We start from the raw sequence: 19,530 nt of genomic DNA on the forward strand, positions 1-19,530 counted from the left end.
GCGCCCCCCGCAACCGGACCCACCCCGCCATCCCTCAGCAAACCAGCTTCTGCTGTTGCTGTTGCTGTTGCTCTGGATCGTAGCGGGTGCAGGGCGCAGCCCTGCCGAACGCCTACCCCCTTGCCATTGCCTGCCACCACTGCGACAGCAGCTCCGGCCTGCGCAGGCGCTCGCGCCACCAGCGCAATGCCGCGCCATCCTCGCCGGTGCGCCAGGCCAGCCAGAAGGTCTCTTCCGGCTTGTGCTCCTCCACCTCACGGATCACCAGCTGGCCACGCGCCACCGCAGCACGCGCGCATGGCTCGGGCAGGAAGCCGAAGCCCACGCCTTCGCACTGCAGCTTCAATTTGCTGGCCATGTCGGGAACGGTCAGCATCTCCTGCCCCATCAACAGGCCCACCGTGCGCGGCAGCAGCCTGCGCGCCGAATCGGAAACGGCGATCGCACAGTGCTCGGCCAGCTGTTCGCGACCGAGTACGCCGGGCACCGCGGCCAACGGATGATCAGGTGCCACCGCGAACACGAACTCCACCGTGCCCAGCGGCTCGACCACATAGCCGCCACCACTGGGCCCTTCGCCCGGCGCGCCGACCAACAGGTCCGCACGGCGGTCGAGCAGGGCCTCCCAGGTGCCGGACAGGGCCTCGCCGATCAACCGCAACCGGGTCGGTGCCTCGGCCTCACGGAATGCGGCGATATCCGGCCCAAGCAGCCAGGTCGGGAACACCGAATCCACCGCCAGGGTCAGTTCGGTCTCCCAACCCGACGCCACCCGGCGCACCCGCAGCTCCAGCTCGCGGGCCGCGCGCAGCAGATGCCGGCCTTCGTCCAGCAGCGCGCGCCCGGCCTCGGTCAGCTCTGCACGTGGGCCGACCCGGTCGAACAGCTGCACACCCAGGTCCTCCTCCAGCTTGGCCACGGTGTAGGAGATGGTCGAGGGCACCTTGTGCAGGGCCTTGCCGGCGCCGGCAAAGGAGCCACGGCGGTCGATGGCATCCAGGATCTGCAGGGCATCGAGGCTGAGCTTGAGCATTCGAATTTTTCGATGATGGCTTTCAAAACTATCCGTTTTTCAAACCCCGGACGCAAGCGGATACTTCTCTCCAACGGGGAAACACGGCGGATACCCGCCCACCCCGCCCCATCGAAACCATCGAACAAGGAGATTCCATCATGCTGCAGATCCGCAAGAGCGCTACCCGTGGCCTGGCCGAGCATGGCTGGCTGTCCTCGCGCCATACCTTCTCCTTCGCCAACTACTACGACCCCCGGTACGTCAGCTTCGGCCCGCTGCGGGTGATCAACGAAGACAAGGTGATTGGCGGCCAGGGCTTCGGCACCCACGGCCACAGCAACATGGAGATCATCTCCTACGTGCTGGGCGGTGCGCTGGAACACAAGGACTCGATGGGCACCGGTTCGGTGCTGCGCTACGGCGACGTGCAGCGCATGAGCGCCGGCAGCGGCGTTACCCACAGCGAGTTCAACCATTCGGCCGACGAGACCGTGCATTTCCTGCAGATCTGGATCTTCCCGGATACCGAGAACATCACTCCGTCCTACGAAGAAACCCACTTCGCACCGGAGACCAAGCGCGGCCAGCTGCGCCTGATCGCCTCCCCCGACGGTGCCGACGGTTCGCTGCGCATCCATCAGGATGCCCGCATCTTCGCCACCATCCTCGATGGCGGCCAGAAGCTGCACCATGCGCTCGGCAACGGCCGTGGCGCCTATGTGCAGGTGGCACGTGGGCAGCTGCAGGTCAACGGCATCACCCTCGAAGCCGGTGACGCGCTGCAGGTCAGCGACGAAGCCCAGCTGACCCTGGAAAACGGCAACGATGCCGAAGTGCTGGTGTTCGATCTGCCGCTGTAAACACGCCCTGTCCTGAAGACGTGGCCCGGCGATGCGGAAAGGCATCGCCGGGCCCGCGGCGCCTGATGGACGGCCCGCAATCGTATTCGGCCTTCGGTGACCCGAATGCCCCTTGCCCGATACGACTGGAAACGCTTTCATGGCAGCGTTTATCCGGAACCGCCCTCGCATGACCCCTTCATCCCCACGTGCCCAACAGCACGCTACCCGTGCCGCCTTCTTCATTCCCGGATTCGCCACCGCCGCGTGGGCGCCGATGGTGCCCTATGCCAAGGCCAAGGCCGGGCTGTCCGACGCCAGCCTCGGCGCCGTGCTGCTGTGCCTCGGGCTCGGCTCGCTGCTGGCGATGCCGCTGGCAGGTGCACTGACCGGGCGGTTGGGTTGCCGCCGGGTGATGGTGATCACCTGCGCGATGATGCTGTGCGCCCTGCCCTTGCTGGTGCTTGCGCCCTCGCCGGTGTGGCTGGGCGCGGCGCTGTTCGTGTTCGGTGCCGGCGTCGGTGCACTGGATTGTGCGATGAACATGCAGGCGGTGGCGGTCGAGCGCGATGCCGGGCGCGCGATGATGTCCGGCTTCCACGCCTTCTACAGCATCGGTGGATTTGTCGGTGCTGGCTGCATGACCGGGCTGCTGATCCTCGGCACGCCGCTGTGGCTGGCCGCGCTGGTTTCGGTGGGGGCACTTCTGCTGGTTGCGATGCTGTCGGCGCCGCATTGGCGTCCGCAACGGATCCTGCACGAAGGCCCGCTGCTGGCACTGCCGCATGGCGTGGTGCTGTTCATCGGCGTACTGGCCTTCGTGGTGTTCCTCGCCGAGGGCTCGATGCTGGACTGGAGCGCCGTGTTCCTGGCCGAAGTGCGGCAGGTGCCGCGTGACCAGGCCGGGGCCGGCTTCGCGTTGTTCACCCTGGCGATGACGGCAATGCGCCTGTTCGGTGACGGCATCGTCGAGCACCTCGGCCGCACCCGCACCCTGGTCTTCGGCGGTATCACGGCCGCGGCAGGCTTCACCCTGGCCACGCTTGTGCCCTCGTTTCCGGTGGCGCTGGCCGGCTACGTGCTGGTCGGGCTGGGCTGCGCCAACATCGTGCCGGCGCTGTTCTCGATGGCAGGCCAGCAGCGGGTGATGCCGGAGAGCATCGCCATCACTGCCGTGACCACATTGGGTTACGCCGGCATCCTCGCTGGTCCGGCGGCGATCGGCGCAGTGGCACATGCCACCAGCCTCGGCTTTGCCTTCCTGTGCGTCGCCCTACTGCTGCTGGGCGTAGCCGCCTCCGCCCGCTCACTGGCACGGCGCGTGACCTGACAGAAAAAGGGGACGGAGGGGATTAAGTCACATCTGCCCCGAGTGTGCTGCAAACGACTTAATCCCCTCCGTCCCCTTTTTTCAGCCGTGTGCCAGCCATTCGGCCTGGGCCGGCAGCTGTGGGGCTGGGCACGCGCTCTGCGGGTGGTGCTCGTCGCGCGCCATCCAGTCATCCACCACGCCGGCCAGCAGGTCCAGGCGCAGCGGCAGGGTGATGTGGTCCTCTCCACGCATTTCGATGTAGTGCGCGCGCGGGTTGGCCTGCGCAAGCTGCCGGCCCTGGCTGACCGGAATGTGCTGGTCACCCTGACCGTGCAGCAGCAGCACGCAGGTGCGGGTATCGGCCAGCGCACGCGCGACGTCGACGCGGTCGAGATCGACATCGATACGGCGGCTGGCGGCGGCGATCACCTGGTTGATGTCCTGGCCCCCATAGCGCCAGCGTGCGTACGACGCCACCGCCTGCGCCTTCAGGCCCTCCGGCTGCAGTCCCATCAGGTGCGGGATCATCGTGCGGATCGCCGCACCGGCATTGGCGAACGATTCCATCGCCACCACGCCGGCCACCTGGTCACCCAGCTTGTCGGCGGTGAACACCGCCGTGGCCGCACCATAGGACACACCGAACAGGTACAGCGGGCCGGTCACTTCGCCGCGCGCGCGCAGCTCGCCGATGACATCGACGACGTCATCCGATTCATAGGTGCCATAGCCGGACGGACCTGCACCGGACTGGCCATGGTTGCGCAGATCGAGCGTGACCACGCGGTAGCCGGACTCGGCCAGCTGCAGCGACCATGGCAGCATCGAATCACCATTCATCATCCCCCCATGCAGCAGCACCACGGTGCCGCGTGGCGCCTGCGCGCGGAACGGCTGTGGCACGGCCAGACTCAGGCCGGTATCAAGAGGCTGGCCGTTCTCATGACGCTGCGGAAGGTAGTGGTACCGCGCGCCGTAGTCGCCGGGGTCGAACACGCGCCAGAAGATCGGCACGCCATCGCGACCCGCTGCGAAGCCATGGCGGTTGGGCAGCCCGGCAATGGCCGCGGCGATGCGCGGGCGATCGAGCAGGGTCGACACGCCGCCTGGCGCGATCAGCCGGTCGGCAAGCGAGGTAGACGAGGCGTTGATCGAGGATGAGCATGCAGCCAGCCACAGGCCGGCGCACGCCAGCAGCAACAGCAGCAGGCGCTTCATGGGCAATCGGGAAAGGATGCGACAGCGTGGCAGGTTAACGACGCGGGCGTAGGCCATCTATCGCGCGTGGATGACGGCTTGATGACAATGCGGGATCGATTCAGGTTGTCACAATGGCGCGATCGACCTCGGCATTGATCCGGATCAATGAATACGCCGGCATGCTTGCCCACAGTGCCCCCATGCGCACCTCGTTCAAGCTCGCCATTGCCCTGGCCACCACGCTGGCCGCCGCCTATGGCATCGCCCGCAGCACGCCCTACTGGTTCGCACCTCGGCAGGCCGCGCAGGTCGACATCCACGACCCGGCGCTGATCGCACAGGGGCAGTACCTGTCGCGCGCCGCCGACTGTGCGGCCTGCCACACCGCGCCGGGCGGCAAGCCGTTCGCCGGTGGCCTCGGCATGCAGACGCCGATGGGGACGATCTACTCGACCAACATCACCCCCGATCCGGAAACCGGCATCGGCGCCTACGACTACGCCGACTTTGAACGCGCGGTACGTCGCGGCATCCGTCACGATGGCCAGCCGTTGTATCCGGCAATGCCGTACGCCTCGTACGTGATTGCCCGCGACGCCGAGATCAAGGCGCTGTACGCCTATTTCATGGGCTCGGTGCAGCCGGTGAAGCAGGACAACGCCGACAGCACGATTCCATGGCCCGCCAACATGCGCTGGCCTCTGGCATGGTGGCAACTGCTGTTCGCACGCCCACGCAGCTTCAGCCCGGATCCGTCGCTGGACGCCGGCCAGCAGCGTGGTGCCGAACTGGTGGAAGGCCTGGCGCATTGCGGTGCCTGCCACACGCCACGCGGGCTGGCGTTCCAGGAAAAGGCGATGGCCGATGATGGCAGCCGCCAGTTCCTGTCCGGTTCGGTGCTGGAAGGCTGGTACGCGAAGAACCTGCGCAGCGAATCGACCGGTCTGGCCAGCTGGCGCGAGGGTGAGATCGTGGACTTCCTGCGCACCGGGCGCACTGATCGATCGTCGGCCTTCGGTGGCATGGCCGACGTGGTCGAGCACAGCACGCAGTACCTGTCCGACGCCGACCTGCTGGCCATGGCCCGCTACCTGAAACAGCTGCCGGCGCGTGAGGGCCGCAGTTCGCAGTGGTCCCCCGGTACCGACACCACCACCGCCGCACTGCGCAGCGGCGACTATCGTGTGGCCGGTTCGCTGGCCTATGCCGAGCACTGCCAGGCCTGCCACCGCGCCGACGGCCGCGGCATGGCCCGCGTCTATCCGGCGCTGGCGGGCAACTCGATCGTGTTCGCCGATGACCCCAGCTCGCTGGTGCAGGTGACCCTGATCGGCGGCCGCACGCCACATACCCGGCACGACCGCATGGCCTTCAGCATGCCAGGCTTCGAGCAGCTGCCGAACGCGCAGCTGGCACAGATCCTGACCTTCATCCGCAGCAGCTGGGGCAATCAGGCCAGCGCAGTGAGCGAGGTCGACGTGGCGCGCATGCGTCGGGTGGTGCGCGACAAGCCGGTGCACTACGTTCCGCAGGAGGCCGCACAATGAAGCGTTCGCGCACGCGTCTGCGCCTGCTGATCGGCAGTGCGATCACCCTCATGGTGCTGACCGGCGCCGGTACCCTCGCCTACCGTCATCTGTACCCGGACCTGGATGCCGCGGTGGCCAGCACGATCGATATCCTCGATGCGCAAGGCAAAGTGGTCGGCCACTACCATGCGCCGAGTGCCGAGGAGATCGCCGGTTTCGGCAATGCCGAATCGGTGATGCTCGGCCGCCGCCTCCTCAACGAGACTGCACGGCTGCTGCCGGACAATGTCGGCAACGATCTGAACTGCAATTCGTGCCACATGGCCGAAGGCAAGCGGCCTTTCGGCAATCACTACTTCAACACCGGCGGCGGCGCCTATCCGCGTTACATGCCGCGCCCGGGCAAGGTGATCGGGCTGACCGAGCGCATCAACGGATGCCTGCAGCGTTCGATGAACGGCAAGCCTCTGCCGAAGGACTCGCCGCAGATGCGCGCGATGCTCGATTACATGGCGTGGTTGAGCAGTCCTGTGCCAGAGGGTGCAAAGGTGTCCGCCCCCAGTGAGGGGCCCATCGACAGCACGCTGGCCCCGGACCCGATCCGTGGCCAGGCACTGTACGCCGTGCAGTGCGCCGCGTGCCATGGCGACAACGGCGAAGGACGGCGCGACGCCAGCGGTGACATAGCCTTCCCGCCGCTGTGGGGCGACCACAGTTTCAACATCGGCGCCGGCATGGCGCGCCTGTACAAGGCCGCCGGCTTCGTCAAGCACAACATGCCGCCGGCGGTGACCCGCAAGCCCCCACTGGGGCAGCAGGTGATGCCCGACCAGGATGCGGTGGACATCGCCAGCTACTTCATCAACCAGCCGCGGCCGGACTTCGCCAACAAGAGCAAGGACTGGCCGCGCGACCCGAAACCCAAGGACGCGCGGTACTGATACAGGCAGCAGGAGCCGGCCGTCGCACAACACGATTCCTGCATCGCCACGTCATGCCGATGTCATTGGCGCTGCCGACACTCCGGGGTTTCCTCCCTCTGAAGGTCCGGTTTCGATGCGAACGTCTGCGCGCTTTCCCCGTGTCTCGCTGCTCGCCCTGCTGATCGCCCCCGCACTGAACGCCCTGGCCGAAGCACCGCAGGGCGATGCCGCTGAAGCGCGCAGCAGTGAGGCCCGCACCCTCGACCAGGTGCAGGTGATCGGTCAGGCCACCAGCTACGCCAAGACTTCGGTACGCGCGGAAACGCTGAACCGGCAGACCGTGATGAGCAGCGTCAACGATGCACTCAACGAGGTGCCCGGCGTGGTGGTCAGCGAAGCCGATGCCACCGGCTCATCGGTGTGGGGCACGCAGATCAGCATGCGTGGCTTTGTCACCAACCGCGACACACAGCAGATCGGCACTACCATCGACGGCCTGCCCAACGGCGGTTCGGGTTACGGCGGCGGCTCGCTGGCCAACCGCTACATCGACACCCTCGACCTGGAAACGGTGGAAGTCAGCCAGGGCACTGCCGATATCTCCTCGCGCTCGAACGAGGCGCTGGGCGGCACGCTCAACTTCCTCACCAGCGATCCGCTGCAGGACAGCCGCCTGCGCTTCGTGGTCGGTGCCGGTGACAACGAGGCTCGCAAGTACTACGTGCGCTACGACACCGGCCTGCTCGGCGGCCACACCCGCGCCTGGGTCAGTGCCTCCTCGTCGAAGGTGCACGACTGGATCGACGGCACCGGCCACGCCAGCAACGACCACATCGCCGGCAAGTTCATCACCGAACTGGATCGCTGGACCCTGACCGGCTACCTGTCCTACAACGATGCCGACGAGCCGGAATACACCAGCGTCTCACCGAAGGGCTTCGCGACCAATCCGGATCGCGACAACCTGGTCGGCACCCTCACCGGCATCCCGTACCTGGACCAGAACTATCGCTCCGGTTCGCGTGCCCTGCGCGAGAACACCTTCGGCTACCTGCGCGCAGCCTTTGACGGCGGCAATGGTTTCAAAGCGTCGGTGGCCGCCTACGGGCACCGCATGCAAGGTCGTGGCGACTGGCTGCCTCCCTATCTGGCGCAGGTCAGCGATGACGGTGCGGGCCGCCCCGAGTCGGAGTACATCGGTGGAAAAACCGTGTACGGCGGCAGCAACCGTGGCCAGATCTTCTTCGTCAATCCCGACGGCAGCGCCGCGCAGCGCCTGGCCTACTGCACGCCGCGGCTGGGCTTCACCGCCGAATACGATCCGAACTGCTACGCCGGCAACGTGCTGGGCGCGCAGTCGTATCGCCACACGCACTACGACAACGACCGCATGGGCGTGACCGCCGACGTCGAGTGGCGGCAGACCTTCGGCACGGTCGACAACACGATCCGTGGCGGTCTGTGGGTGGAGAAGCTGGACCGTTCGGCGCGCCGCGACTGGCATCGCCTGCTCAACGTCGGCCAGGACATCGCCTTCGACCACCAGCCGTACTGGGTACAGTTCGAGGACAAGTACAAGGTTGACGAGCAGATGTACTACGTCGAGGACGTGGCGCGCTTCGGGCCGTTCAGCGCACGCCTGGGCGTGAAGCAGTTCTTCGTCGACCAGTCGCGCCGCCGCGTGATCGGTGCCAGCGAACACGTCAAATCCGATTCCAGGTCCGACCCGCTGCTGTCCACCGGCTTGACCTGGGCACCGGGCGTGGAAGGCATGGAGCTGTTCGCCGGCTTCTCGCAGAACTTCGCCGCGATTCCTTCCGGCGTGCTCGGCGAGACCGACCCGCAGCGCTTCCGCAACGTCGAGCCGGAGACCGCCGACAACATTGAAGTGGGCATGCGCATCAGCCGCTGGCCGCTGACCGCCTCGGTGACCCTGTACAACATCAAGTTCGACAATCGCATCGTCTACCTGCCGGCAGGTTTCGTCAGCGGCATCGACTATCTCGGCGAGACCGACGGCGTCTACGAGAACTTCGGCGGCGTGGAGAGCAACGGGCTGGAAGCCGCGTTCGGCTACGGCTGGGACAACGGCTGGCGCCTCAACGCCGCCTATACCTACAACCGCTCCAAGTACCTCGGCAGCGGCGATGCCGCGCGCGATACCCAGCTGGGCATCGTCGATGGCGCCAAGGTGATCGGCCAGCCCGAACAGACCCTCGTCCTGTCGGCGGACTGGCAGGGTGAGAACTGGAACTTCGGCCTGTCCGGCCGTTACCTGGGCACGCGCTATCTCGACGCCGCCAACGTCAACAAGCTGCCGTCGGCGACCGTGCTCAACGCCAACATCGGCTTCGACCTGCAGGGCCTGTCGCCGCGCCTGAAGGGCATGGGCGCCAACCTGGTGGTGAGCAACCTCACCAATAAACGGTATCTTGCAGGGGTGGACGGGCGCGACAACGCCTTCATCGGCGCTCCGCGCACCGTCGGCATCTCTTTCCGCGTAGACCTGTGAGTGAGCTTGTGACCGATATCGGCCGACGCCGGTTGTTGCAGGCCGGCGTTGCCGCCGGCCTCTCTCCACTGCTGCCCAGCATCGCCCGGGCCGCCGCGATCGCCCCCGCCGCGCAGACGCGCAGCCTGGAAGACCTGCAGCACATCGTGGTGTTCATGCAGGAGAACCGCTCGTTCGACCACTACTTCGGCACGCTGCCGGGCGTACGTGGCTTCGGTGATCGGTTCGTCGCCCCGGCCGCCGCGCTGCAAGCAGGTGGCCGCGTCCGCAGCCTGTGGCTGCAGCCCGATGCCAGCGGCGAGCGCGCGATCGCGCCGTTCCCGCTGGATACCGCCGCGCACTTCGGCTACATGCGCGTGGAAGGCACGCCGCATACCTGGCCCGATGCGCAGCGCGCCTGGGACCAAGGTCGCATGGGGCAATGGCCGAAGGCCAAGCAGAACCACTCGATGGGCTACTTCCAGCGCAGCGACCTGCCGTTCCAGTTCGCCCTGGCCGATGCCTTCACGATCTGCGATGCCTACCACTGCGCAATGCAGGCCGGCACCAACCCGAACCGGGTGTTCCTGTGGACCGGCCACAACGATGGGCATGCGCGTGCCGGCGGCCCGGTGATCGCCAATTCGCACGACAACTTTCCCGAACAGGGCGGGTACCCGGCGTCGTACCGCTGGACCAGCTATGTCGAGCGCCTGCAGAGGGCCGGCGTGTCCTGGCAGATCTACCAGGACATGGCCGACAACTTCACCGACAACCCGCTGGCGGGCTTCGAGGCCTTCCGCCAGGCCCACCGCGCGGCGCCGGGGCATGACCCGCAGCTTCGCGCGCGCGGGGTCAGCACGCGCGGCCTGGCGCAGCTGCGCCAGGACGTCATTGACGGGCGCCTGCCGCAGGTCAGCTTCATCATCGCCGACGCGGCAGGCAGCGAGCATCCTGGTCCTTCCAGTCCCGCCCAGGGCGCGGGCTATACCGCGCGCGTACTGGATGCGCTGACCGCCGATCCGCAGGTATGGAGCCGCACTGCCCTGCTGCTGATGTTCGACGAGAACGATGGCTTCTTCGACCACATGCCGCCACCTGCCCCGCCTTCGCCGGTGGACGGTGGCTGGGCGGGTGTGTCCTCGGTCAGCACCGAAGGCGAGTACCACCGCCACCCGGCACCGGGTGACGAGAAGTACGATCTCGCCGAACTGCGCGGGCGCCCGTACGGTCTGGGACCGCGCGTGCCGCTGTACGTGATCTCACCGTGGAGTCGCGGTGGCTGGGTCGATTCGCAGGTGTACGACCACACCTCGGTCATACGGCTGATCGAGCGCCGCTTTGGCGTGGCCGCACCGGACATCTCGCCGTGGCGCCGCGCGGTCTGCGGCGACCTCAGCAATGCGTTCGACTTTGCCCAGCGCGATACCCGCCCGTTCGTCCGCGGCCTGCCCGACGTGAGTGCGGTTGCCGCACGCGCTGCTGCCTTGCCGGGGCGCACCGTGCCCACGCTGCCGGAGGGGCTGAAGCCAGCGAAACAGGAAAGCGGTGTACGTCCCGCGCGCGCCCTACCCTATCGACCGCAGGCATCGATTGCCGCAGTCGATGCCTTGGGTGTGGATCTGACGCTGTCCTGCGAAGGCGCGGCGGCAGTGCTGCATGTCTACGATCGGCTGCGGCTGGATGCGGTACCACGCCGCTACACGCTGCTGCCAGGTACGCCGCTGCGCGAGCGCTGGCCGTTGGACGCCCAGGGCCGCTATGACCTTTGGCTGCTTGGTCCGAACGGTTTCCACCGCCACTTCCAGGGTGCGTTCAAGGCTCCTGCCGTGCAGGCTTCAATCGAGCGCGCGGACGGCCAGCTGCGGCTGCACCTGCGCAATCTGCACAACAGCGCACAGAATGTGCGGGTGCAGGCCGGTGCCTATGCCGGGCACATGCCTGAGCAGGCGCTGGCGCTGCCGGCGCATGCTGAGGCCACGGTGGCATGGGACGCGGCGCCCACCGCAGGGTGGTACGACCTGCGCATCGGTGCGGGCGACAGTGCACTGCGACTGGCCGGCCGCGCCGAGGATGGGCGCCCTGGCACCAGTGATCCGGCAATGGGCAGCGAGCCCTTGCGGTTCGAGCACGATTGAGGAGCCCTCTGTAGAGCCGAGCCCACGCTCGGCTGCTTCTCGCCCTGGTCGCATTGCCCCGACAAAGCAGCCGAGCATGGGCTCGGCTCTACGCGGCAGATCGGCAGATTCAGGCCTCCTGCAGCCCCGGCCGGCCGTGCTCCACCGCATAGCGTTTCCAGCTCTGCAGCACGCCATTCGGCTGCATCACAGTATCCAGCGTCTTCATGTCGCCGATCCACGCATCACGGGTGACATCACACAGCACATAGCCACGCTTGTCGGTGGTCGCCTTCAGATAGGGGCTGTGTGCAAGCTGGTTCCTGGCATACGCGTCCACGCCCTGGCCATCGGCCCCGGAGGTGATCGACGTGGCGAGGAACTCGCTGGAGATCACGCCCGAGTCACGGTGGTCCTGCACCAGATCGCTGGCATAGTGGCGATGCGCGTCGCCACAGGCGGTCACCACGTTGCCGAAGCCCACCTTCTGGATGTGCTCGAGCAGGCGCCGGCGGCTGTCCAGGTAGCCCGACCACTGGTCATCGGACGACTGCACTACCCCGTCCTTCTCGCGCATGTAGTTGCCCAGCGCCACTTGGTGGGCGATGGTATGCCAGCGCGGCGCGGCATCGGACAGGCCATCGAACAGCCAGCGCTCCTGCTTCGCCCCCACAATGCTGCGCTCCGGCGATTCCACCTCCTCGCGCAGCGTCATGTTCACCTGCTTGCTGCGGTACTGGCGGGTGTCGAGCAGGTGCAGGTCCATCAGCGTGCCGTAGCGTGCGCGCCGGTACATCTGCAAGTGGCCGTCGCGCGGGAACGCCGAACGGCGCAGCGGCATGTTCTCGTAGTAGGCCTGGAACGCCTGCGCGCGCCGCAGCAGGAACACTTCGCTGGGCGTATCGTCCTGGTCTTCGGCGCCGGCCCAGTTGTTGTCCACTTCATGGTCGTCAAAGGTGACGAACCAGGGAGCCGATGCATGAGCGGCCTGCAGGTCGGCATCGCTCTTGTACTGGGCGTAGCGGCGGCGGTAATCATCCAGCGTATAGATCTGCGGGCCGACGTGGTTGCGCAGGTTGGTGAACGACTGGCCGTTCATCTTCCGCAGGCCCGGCTGGCTTTCGCCTTCGTAGATGTAATCGCCGTAGTGGAAGACGAAGTCGAGCGGTTCCTCGGCGATGCGCCGCCACGCGGTGTAGTGGCCTTCTTCGTAGTGCTGGCAACCTGCCACCGCAAAGCGCACGCGATCCACCGCTGCCGTGGCTGCCGGCAGCGTGCGGGTGCAACCGACCGCACTGGCATGGCCACCCACGGTGAAGCGGTACCAGTAGGGCCTTCCGGGCGCCAACCCGTCCAGCTCCACGTGCACGGCGTGACCGAGTTCGGGATGCGCCATCGCCGAACCCTGGCGCACTACCTTGCGCATGCCTTCGTCCGCGGCCAGCTGCCAATCGACCAGCATCGGCCGGGCCGGCATGCCACTGCCGAACACCAGCGGCTCGGTCGCCAGGCGCGTCCACAGCACCATGCCATCGGCCGAGGGATCCCCCGAGGCCACGCCCAGGGTGAAAGGTGTGCTGGCAAAGCGCGGCTTGGCCAGCAGGTTGCGCGGGTTCAGCGCGGTGGCATCGGCCCGCGCGGCCAGCGCATGTGCCGTGCCCATCCAGGCACCGGCAGCGGACAGGCCGGCCAGCGCCAGGAATCGCCTGCGATTGATCGTATCCACGGCTGTGCCCTCAGTTGTAGATGATGTGGAAGTAGAAGAAGCGGCCGTAGTCGTCGATCTCGGTTCGGAAACGCCCGTTCGGACCGGTGCTGTAGGTTGGCTGGGTGTTGAACAGGTTCTTGGCCTCGTACTTCAGCGTCACGTGCTTGCCGACCTTGTGGCTGAAAGCCATGTTGAACGTCAGGTATGGGTCGTAGTACGAATCCAGCCATTCGGTGTCACCGAAGTCGACCAGCATCCGGCTGCGGTAGGTTCCGGACAGGCGCAGCTGGGCGCTCCTCCATGGCATGCGCCAGATCACCGAACCATTGAGCGACCAGTCCGGCTGGTACAGCAGGCGATCCAGGCGACGCTCGGTGCCGTCGCTGATGCGGTAGTTGGTCTGGCCTTCCAGCCGGGTTGCATTGAAGTACATGTCGAAGCGCTGGCGGCCCCACTGCAGATTGCGATTGGCCACCGCGAACTCGACGCCACGCAGCTTCGACTCGTCGGTGTTCATCGGCTGGGTGACCCGGTAGCGGGTGTCCCCCACGTTCTCGAACGTGGTCAGGGTGTAGATATCGTCCTTGATCACCTTGTCGAACAGCGCCACCGAGACCAGGCCATTGTTGCCGTTGAAGTACAGGTCCCACGCCAGGTCGATGTTGGTTGAACGACGCGGCTGCAGGTTGGCGTTGCCCTGCTTGATGCTGCAGAAGCCCCTGCCCTCCTCGTCATCGCCACAGCTGGTGCTGGTGGCCTGGGCGATGTTGCTCGGCGTCGGCCGGCCCAGCGTGCGACTGGCGGAAAAGCGCAGGCGCTGCTCCTCGCTCAGCTTGAACGTCGCATTCAAAGACGGCAGCAGGTTGTTGTAGCCACCGCTCGTGTTGCGGAAGGCGGAGGTGTACGTGGTGCCTCCATCATCGCTGAACGGGCTGTAGGCATCGAAGCGGGTGTGGTCGTAACGCAGGCCGCCGATCAGCAGCAGCCGGTCCCAGGCATAGTGAGCGGACACATAGGCATTGGTGATGTCCTCCACGTACTTGTAGTCGCTGGTGAAGTTGGCATTCGGATACGCCGCATTGTTGTTGCCCAGTTTCGGCAGCAGTTCCTCGGTCCACTTGCGGTTATCGATCAGCGGGAAGCCCGGCACGCTGCCCAGCAGCGTCGACCCCGGGTAAAGGTAGTCGTTGAGCGTGGCGCTGCTCCTGAAGTAGTCGAAGTCGATGTCCTGCCAGATCTTCAGGTGGCGGTACTCGGCACCGGTGGCCAGGCCGAAGCCACGCGCATCGGCGTCGATGTTGTAGCTGAAGTCCGCGCGCAGGTTGTCGATGCTCTCCTTGGCATCGCGTGGGGAGACATAGGCCTGCGCCGGATTGAGCTTGAACGCGGAGCTGGTCAGCAGGCTGGAATCGGAAACCGCCACCGCATTTGGGAAACCGTGGCTGTCGTTTTCGTAGTCGACGAACAGATTGCTCGGGTAGGCGCGCACTCCCCAGTAGACCTGGCTGTTATGGAAGGTCTCTTCGGTGTGGCCACCGCGCAGGGTCAGGCGCGAACGGTCGCCGATGTCCCAGTTGAAGCTGGCGATGGCGCCACGGTTGCTGCGGTCCCAGCGGTCGTGGCGGTTCTTGATGTAGATGCTGTTGATCTGCGTGGTGCCGCTGTCCTCGGTCTGGTTGCGGATCGGAAACTTGGCGTTTCCATACAGATCCGTCTTGTTCATCGTCGAGTTCTCGTAGAACCGGTACGAGTACAGCAGCAGCGATGCGTAGAACGGATCATCCGAGGGCTTCCACTCAAGCTTGGCGGAGCCACCGAAGTTGGTGATGAAGTTGGTATAGGTGCCGGTGCTGAAGTTGCCAGGCGCACGCAGGCCGTTCCAGCCCTTGGCCTCGTCCGGACCCGTGGTGCCGTCGGTGAGGTATTTTCCAGCGTCGTTGTAGTAGTAGTTCGACTCCACCCAGCGCTTGACGCTGTTGCGTGAACGCTGCTCATAGCGTGCCACCGCAACGATGCCGAACTCCTGGTCGGCGCCGAACTGGTCGGAGAACACCATCTTGGCGCTCTTGCCGAAATGGCCCAGGGTCTCGTGGTTGCCGCCAGCGCTGCGCTCGACGTTGGTCTCGGCTGTGGAATAGATGCCTGCCACGTCGGCAAACACGTACCTGCCCGACCGGTCGAAAGCACTGCGGCTGATGATGTCGATCACACCGCCGATCGCATCCGGTGCCTGCTCCGCGCTGAAGCTCTTGTAGATGTCGGTACGGGTGCCGATGTCGCTGGGAATCAGCTGCAGGTTGTTCATGCGCTCCCCGGAGCCACTGCCACCCACGCTGGCAATCGCGATGCCATCGATGGTGGTGTAGTTGAGGTTGGCCTGCACGCCGCGTACCGTCACGTAACGTGGCTCACCAGCATCCTCCACCGCACTCAGGCCTGGAGCGGCCATCAGGCTCTCGGCCAGGGTCTCGTCGCCGTAGCTGTCCATCTCGTCGTAGACCACCGAATCCTTGATCACCGGCGAGGTCTTCTTCTGGTCGATCACCTCATGCGCGGCAATCACCTTCACCGTGCCCAGCGTCGGCGTGACCATCGCCTCGGCTTCGCGCGGCTTCGGTACGGCTGGCTTGGGCGCGTCGTGCACGGGGGCCGGGTCGATGGCGATGACATTGCCATCCACCACGGTGTAGCCCAGGCCGGTACCCGCCAGCAGTGCGTCCAACGCCTGCTTGACGGTGGCGCCACGTGGCACAGCCCCGGCCATGTGCGCTTCACCGCTACCCGAGTACAGGAACTGCACGCCGGAACTGCGCGACAACTGCTCAAGTGCACGGGCCAGCGGTTGCGCCGCGATCGGCGCCGACACGCGGGCTTCAAGGCCATCGGCAGCGGCCGCGGCCGCCATTGGCACGCTGCAGGGAGACAGGGCGAGGATGATCGACAGGTAGAGCGTGTTGCGCATCACGGGTCCTTGGAAGAGAGAAGGCAGCAGGCGCCGCTGCGTGGCTCGGCAGCGGCTTCTCCCAAGTAAGAGCCCGCATCCACCGAAGTGGAGAACGCGGATTCGATGAATTTTTTCTGACAGCCCACCACCGCGCGGGCCTCAGCGACTGCCGACCCGCACTGTGTCGCCTTCGCGCCTCACCACGAAGCGTGGGTCGCGTTCGAGGAAGGCCTGCAGCGCACCGATGCGATGCGCATCAAGGCTGCCGGACAACCGTGCCGATGCTGCGCCTTCGTCCAGCACGCGCACCTGCACCCGGTTGTGCCGGTTGAAGGCAGCTGCTACCTCGTCCAGCCGCTCATCGAGGAAGGACACTTTGCGCTGCTGCCAGTCCAGCAGCATCGACAGCGGCATGTCCACTGACTCGACGGCATGGCTTCGCGCATCGACCTGCACCACCCGGCCCTGCTCCAGCTGGGCCAGGCGGCGGGCACCCGCGCCCTGGCTCCAGACCTCGACCTCGCCGGAGACCACGCCGATGCGGGTGCTCTGCAGCCGTCGCGATACATCGAATACAGTGCCGATATCCCGGATCTCCAGGCCGTTCACTTCCACCTCGAACGGACGGCGGTCGCGGGCGATGTCGAACGTGGCCTCCCCCTGCAGCAGCTCCACCCTTCGACTGAACCAGCTCATGCGTACCCGCAGTCGGCTGTCCGCGTTGAGCCGCACCTGGGTCTGGTCGGGCAGCACCAGGTCGCGGAGTTCACCATGCCCGGCACTGTAGAGCTGCTGGGTGGGCATCATCTGCGAAACCAGGCCCACGCCGAGCAGGGCAACACAGGCCGCGGCAGAGACCGTCCACCAGCGCACGCGACCGCGACGCAGCGCGGCGCGGGGCGGCGCGTGCGCACGACCGAACAGCGGCACCACCTTGGCGGCGACCTGCTGCGGTGGCACCAGCGCCGCATCAGCCAACGGCGATTGCAGCGCCTCGCCCACCTGCCGGTGCAACGCGAGCGCGCGCATGTAGGCGCGAACATGCTCGGGCGAGCGCTTCATCCAGTCGAGGAACGCGACACGCCCGGCCTTGTCCAGCCCTCCCTCGCGATTGCACAGGAACCAGTGCGCCGCCTCACGTTCGATCGCGTCGTCAGGCCTGCGTGATGGATACCGATTCATGTGAGCTCCCTGGCGCCCAGTGCCTTCCTGCAGGCCTCCAGCCCCTTGCCGATATGCTTGCGCACCATGTGCACCGACACCTGCAGCTGCTGGCTGATTCCCGGGCAGTCCAGCCCGTCGCGGTAGTGCAGCTCCATCACCCGGCGCGTGGTCGCCGGCAACCGCGCGATGGTGCTGCGGATATCGTTCCAGCGCTGCGCACGCTCGAATTCGACCTCGATGTCTTCTTCGCTTTTCAGCACTTCGGCCAGCAGATCGACGTCCTCGAGCGGCGGTAGCGACGACCGCGCTCGTGCATGTTCGCGCGCCAGGTTGGCCGCCACGGTGAACAGGTAGGCTTCCGGGTTCTGGACCGCGTCGGCATCCTCGCCGGTGCTGCGCAGCAGCCGCAGATAGACCTCCTGCGCCAGGTCTTCGGCATCTTCGCTGGCCGAACCGCGACGCAGGAAGAAGCCACGCAGCAGCCGGCGCCGCAGTTCGTAGCTCTTCTCCCAGATCCTCACGCTGTTCACGGCCGGCCAACCACCCCGAGGCTGGAAAGCCCAGCAGGGTGACTGCCATCGATGACAGTGGCGTTTCAACGACCGGCAGGCAGCCGCTAGAATGCCGCCCCTGCAATGTCCCGGCAGCCGGCACAAGGAGTGCCCAGCAATGAACGCACGCACCGCCATCCACACCTTCAGCAGCCTGCTGTTCCTGCTGCTGGTCGCCCACACCACCGCCTACCAGCAGCAGATGTGGCCGCCCAGCCGGGTCATCCATGTGCATCCGGTGATCGTCGCCCTCGCCTATGCACTGGGCGTGCTCACGCTGCTGCTGTGGATCGGCGGCGGTCGCGTACCAGAACCGGCCCAGCGTCTGGCGCGCTGGCTGCCCATCGTCGCCTGGTGCCTGCTGTGCGCCGGCGTGGCGGTCATCCCGATGTTCCTGCCTGGACTGTACCCGGCCTGATCAGCGGCGGTACGCAGTGCATCCGCGCATGATGCGGCGCCCGGCACCAACCCTTGCTTGCCAGAGACCCAAGCCGGGCCCGCCTATCGAAGCCGCGGGGCCAGGCCTACGCTTGTCTTCTCGGTGGCCGCCACGGTCGCCCTTCGCGTCACGGCATTACCGTTGCGACCCCGCTCCAGTACTGTGCGCCCTGATGGTGTTGTCGCTCAGGCAGACGTCCAAACGGCGCCCTCTGGAGACAGTCATGAACCAAGCCCTGATCCCCTTCGATACCGACCCGCTGGAAACGCGGGAGTGGTGTGAATCGCTGGAGGCGGTGATGCAGGCCGGTGGCCGGCCACGCGCGCACTACCTGATCAACCAGCTGAGCGATCTGGACGCGCAACAGCACGGCGACCTGCATACCCGCGCATGGACGGCCTACGTCAATACCATCCCGCCCGAACGCCAGCCGCCCTATCCCGGTGACCTGGCCATCGAGCGCCGCCTGAACGCAATGATCCGCTGGAACGCGATGGTGATGGTGCTGCGTGCTGGATACAGGACGCGATCGACAAGTACGGCATCGACACTGGCAAGCACGATCCGGCCGCGGTGTAAGGCGGCTGCGTTCACCACGCCCGTTGTGCGAGCCTGGTGAACGCAGCATCGCTACGGCATGCGCTTGAACAGATTGGTCTGCAGGATCGGCGTGCCGTCGTGGCCGTAGAACGCCTTGGTCTCGGTCATCGTCGCCCGGTCATCCGCCACGGTGTAGATGCGGGTGGAGGCGGGCGTCCCGTGATCCACCAACTGCATCACCAGCGTATTCGGGGCCGGCAGTTTCAGGTTTGCCTTGTCCGCGCCGTAGGTGCCGGACAGGGCACCCGGCGTGCCATCCAGCGCCAACGTGCCGTCGGACTTCATGGTCTTGCCGTCGTGCAGGACGATATCCACGTGTGAGCTCCAGCGGCCACCGCCGGCGTCCTTGAACTCCAGCACCACCTGCTTCGGACGCTGCGCCTCGGGTAGTGCCGAGGTCGCGGTGTCCAGCGACCAGCGCCCCAGCAGCGGCGACGGGGACGCTTCCACGGCCAGCGCCGACCCGGCCGGCAGCGAACACGCACACAACAACACGGCGGACAACAGCTTCATACGTTGCTCCGTTCCAGTGAAGAAGGTGCTGCGTGACGCGTTGTGGGGCGCAGCGCTTCGGATCGTGCACAGCATCGGGGCCCCGCACAAGGCAGGGCGCTGAACGCGCGGCAACCTCGTTCGCGCCTCCCGCGATTCAGGTCTGGCGGCAAGGCCTCATCACGTCCTTGTCGGTACAGATTGTG

General features: G+C 66.3%; 14 protein-coding genes and 1 pseudogene. 8 read left to right on the forward strand and 7 right to left on the reverse strand.

The window, feature by feature from the left end; all coding sequences use genetic code 11:
• Positions 1-112 precede the first annotated feature (112 nt).
• Positions 113-1,033: a LysR family transcriptional regulator gene (locus HMPREF3114_RS15995; protein WP_053501307.1), complete on the reverse strand. Its 921-nt coding sequence runs from the start codon at positions 1,031-1,033 to the stop codon at positions 113-115.
• A gap of 140 nt (positions 1,034-1,173) precedes the next feature.
• On the opposite strand from HMPREF3114_RS15995, the gene HMPREF3114_RS16000 reads away from it, so the two are divergent.
• Positions 1,174-1,875, forward strand: coding sequence for a pirin family protein (locus tag HMPREF3114_RS16000; RefSeq protein WP_005409043.1), 702 nt, complete (start codon positions 1,174-1,176; stop codon positions 1,873-1,875).
• A 169-nt stretch (positions 1,876-2,044) separates the two neighbouring features.
• Positions 2,045-3,184 (forward strand): MFS transporter, encoded by a 1,140-nt coding sequence (locus tag HMPREF3114_RS16005; protein WP_053499127.1) that lies wholly within the window; start codon positions 2,045-2,047, stop codon positions 3,182-3,184.
• Between the two features lie 81 nt (positions 3,185-3,265).
• Here the strand turns inward: HMPREF3114_RS16005 and HMPREF3114_RS16010 are convergent, their stop codons facing one another.
• On the reverse strand, positions 3,266-4,384 hold the full coding sequence (locus HMPREF3114_RS16010) for an alpha/beta hydrolase family protein (RefSeq protein WP_070489990.1): 1,119 nt from the start codon (positions 4,382-4,384) through the stop codon (positions 3,266-3,268).
• 182 nt (positions 4,385-4,566) lie between these two features.
• Here HMPREF3114_RS16010 and HMPREF3114_RS16015 point away from each other — a divergent pair, with 182 nt between their 5' ends.
• The 4 genes from HMPREF3114_RS16015 to HMPREF3114_RS16030 all read left to right on the forward strand — a co-directional run bounded on the left by HMPREF3114_RS16015 (position 4,567) and on the right by HMPREF3114_RS16030 (position 11,447).
• Positions 4,567-5,913: a c-type cytochrome gene (locus HMPREF3114_RS16015; RefSeq protein WP_053499131.1), complete on the forward strand. Its 1,347-nt coding sequence runs from the start codon at positions 4,567-4,569 to the stop codon at positions 5,911-5,913.
• Positions 5,910-6,836: a c-type cytochrome gene (locus tag HMPREF3114_RS16020; protein WP_053499124.1), complete on the forward strand. Its 927-nt coding sequence runs from the start codon at positions 5,910-5,912 to the stop codon at positions 6,834-6,836. The genes HMPREF3114_RS16015 and HMPREF3114_RS16020 overlap by 4 nt, the downstream gene beginning before the upstream one ends.
• Before the next feature lie 115 nt (positions 6,837-6,951).
• Positions 6,952-9,330, forward strand: coding sequence for a TonB-dependent receptor domain-containing protein (locus HMPREF3114_RS16025; RefSeq protein ID WP_053499122.1), 2,379 nt, complete (start codon positions 6,952-6,954; stop codon positions 9,328-9,330).
• An 8-nt stretch (positions 9,331-9,338) separates the two neighbouring features.
• Positions 9,339-11,447 (forward strand): phosphocholine-specific phospholipase C, encoded by a 2,109-nt coding sequence (locus tag HMPREF3114_RS16030; protein WP_053499120.1) that lies wholly within the window; start codon positions 9,339-9,341, stop codon positions 11,445-11,447.
• Positions 11,448-11,556: 109 nt separating this feature from the next.
• Here HMPREF3114_RS16030 and HMPREF3114_RS16035 read toward each other — a convergent pair whose 3' ends face one another.
• From HMPREF3114_RS16035 to HMPREF3114_RS16050, 4 genes are all read right to left on the reverse strand, one after another.
• Positions 11,557-13,152, reverse strand: a complete 1,596-nt coding sequence (locus HMPREF3114_RS16035) for an alkaline phosphatase D family protein (RefSeq protein ID WP_053499118.1) — start codon at positions 13,150-13,152, stop codon at positions 11,557-11,559.
• Positions 13,153-13,162: 10 nt separating this feature from the next.
• Positions 13,163-16,096 (reverse strand): TonB-dependent receptor, encoded by a 2,934-nt coding sequence (locus HMPREF3114_RS16040; RefSeq protein WP_053499117.1) that lies wholly within the window; start codon positions 16,094-16,096, stop codon positions 13,163-13,165.
• A 141-nt stretch (positions 16,097-16,237) separates the two neighbouring features.
• Positions 16,238-17,260, reverse strand: a complete 1,023-nt coding sequence (locus HMPREF3114_RS16045) for a FecR family protein (protein ID WP_053499115.1) — start codon at positions 17,258-17,260, stop codon at positions 16,238-16,240.
• The gene (locus tag HMPREF3114_RS16050; protein ID WP_053499113.1) at positions 17,257-17,772 is read right to left on the reverse strand and encodes an RNA polymerase sigma factor; all 516 of its coding nucleotides are present in this window, start codon (positions 17,770-17,772) and stop codon (positions 17,257-17,259) included. The genes HMPREF3114_RS16045 and HMPREF3114_RS16050 overlap by 4 nt, the downstream gene beginning before the upstream one ends.
• Before the next feature lie 139 nt (positions 17,773-17,911).
• Here HMPREF3114_RS16050 and HMPREF3114_RS16055 point away from each other — a divergent pair, with 139 nt between their 5' ends.
• A complete protein-coding gene (locus HMPREF3114_RS16055) occupies positions 17,912-18,211 on the forward strand; it encodes a hypothetical protein (RefSeq protein ID WP_053499112.1) in 300 nt (99 codons plus the stop codon).
• Positions 18,212-18,455: 244 nt separating this feature from the next.
• A pseudogene (aceE, locus tag HMPREF3114_RS16060) lies at positions 18,456-18,749 on the forward strand (pyruvate dehydrogenase (acetyl-transferring), homodimeric type); the annotation flags it as partial.
• A gap of 113 nt (positions 18,750-18,862) precedes the next feature.
• Here aceE and HMPREF3114_RS16065 read toward each other — a convergent pair.
• The gene (locus tag HMPREF3114_RS16065) at positions 18,863-19,345 is read right to left on the reverse strand and encodes a hypothetical protein (protein ID WP_005416092.1); all 483 of its coding nucleotides are present in this window, start codon (positions 19,343-19,345) and stop codon (positions 18,863-18,865) included.
• Between the last annotated feature and the right edge of the window lie 185 nt (positions 19,346-19,530).

Source organism: Stenotrophomonas sp. HMSC10F07 (assembly GCF_001807895.1).
GTDB lineage: Bacteria > Pseudomonadota > Gammaproteobacteria > Xanthomonadales > Xanthomonadaceae > Stenotrophomonas > Stenotrophomonas sepilia.

Bases quoted from the DNA above. Each gene is read 5' to 3' on its own strand.
- HMPREF3114_RS15995 (WP_053501307.1), bottom strand. From the start codon at position 1,033: ATGCTCAAGCTCAGCCTCGATGCCCTGCAGATCCTGGATGCCATCGAC.
- HMPREF3114_RS16000 (WP_005409043.1), top strand. From the start codon at position 1,174: ATGCTGCAGATCCGCAAGAGCGCTACCCGTGGCCTGGCCGAGCATGGC.
- HMPREF3114_RS16005 (WP_053499127.1), top strand. From the start codon at position 2,045: ATGACCCCTTCATCCCCACGTGCCCAACAGCACGCTACCCGTGCCGCC.
- HMPREF3114_RS16010 (WP_070489990.1), bottom strand. From the start codon at position 4,384: ATGAAGCGCCTGCTGCTGTTGCTGCTGGCGTGCGCCGGCCTGTGGCTG.
- HMPREF3114_RS16015 (WP_053499131.1), top strand. From the start codon at position 4,567: ATGCGCACCTCGTTCAAGCTCGCCATTGCCCTGGCCACCACGCTGGCC.
- HMPREF3114_RS16020 (WP_053499124.1), top strand. From the start codon at position 5,910: ATGAAGCGTTCGCGCACGCGTCTGCGCCTGCTGATCGGCAGTGCGATC.
- HMPREF3114_RS16025 (WP_053499122.1), top strand. From the start codon at position 6,952: ATGCGAACGTCTGCGCGCTTTCCCCGTGTCTCGCTGCTCGCCCTGCTG.
- HMPREF3114_RS16040 (WP_053499117.1), bottom strand. From the start codon at position 16,096: ATGCGCAACACGCTCTACCTGTCGATCATCCTCGCCCTGTCTCCCTGC.
- HMPREF3114_RS16045 (WP_053499115.1), bottom strand. From the start codon at position 17,260: ATGAATCGGTATCCATCACGCAGGCCTGACGACGCGATCGAACGTGAG.
- HMPREF3114_RS16055 (WP_053499112.1), top strand. From the start codon at position 17,912: ATGAACGCACGCACCGCCATCCACACCTTCAGCAGCCTGCTGTTCCTG.
- HMPREF3114_RS16065 (WP_005416092.1), bottom strand. From the start codon at position 19,345: ATGAAGCTGTTGTCCGCCGTGTTGTTGTGTGCGTGTTCGCTGCCGGCC.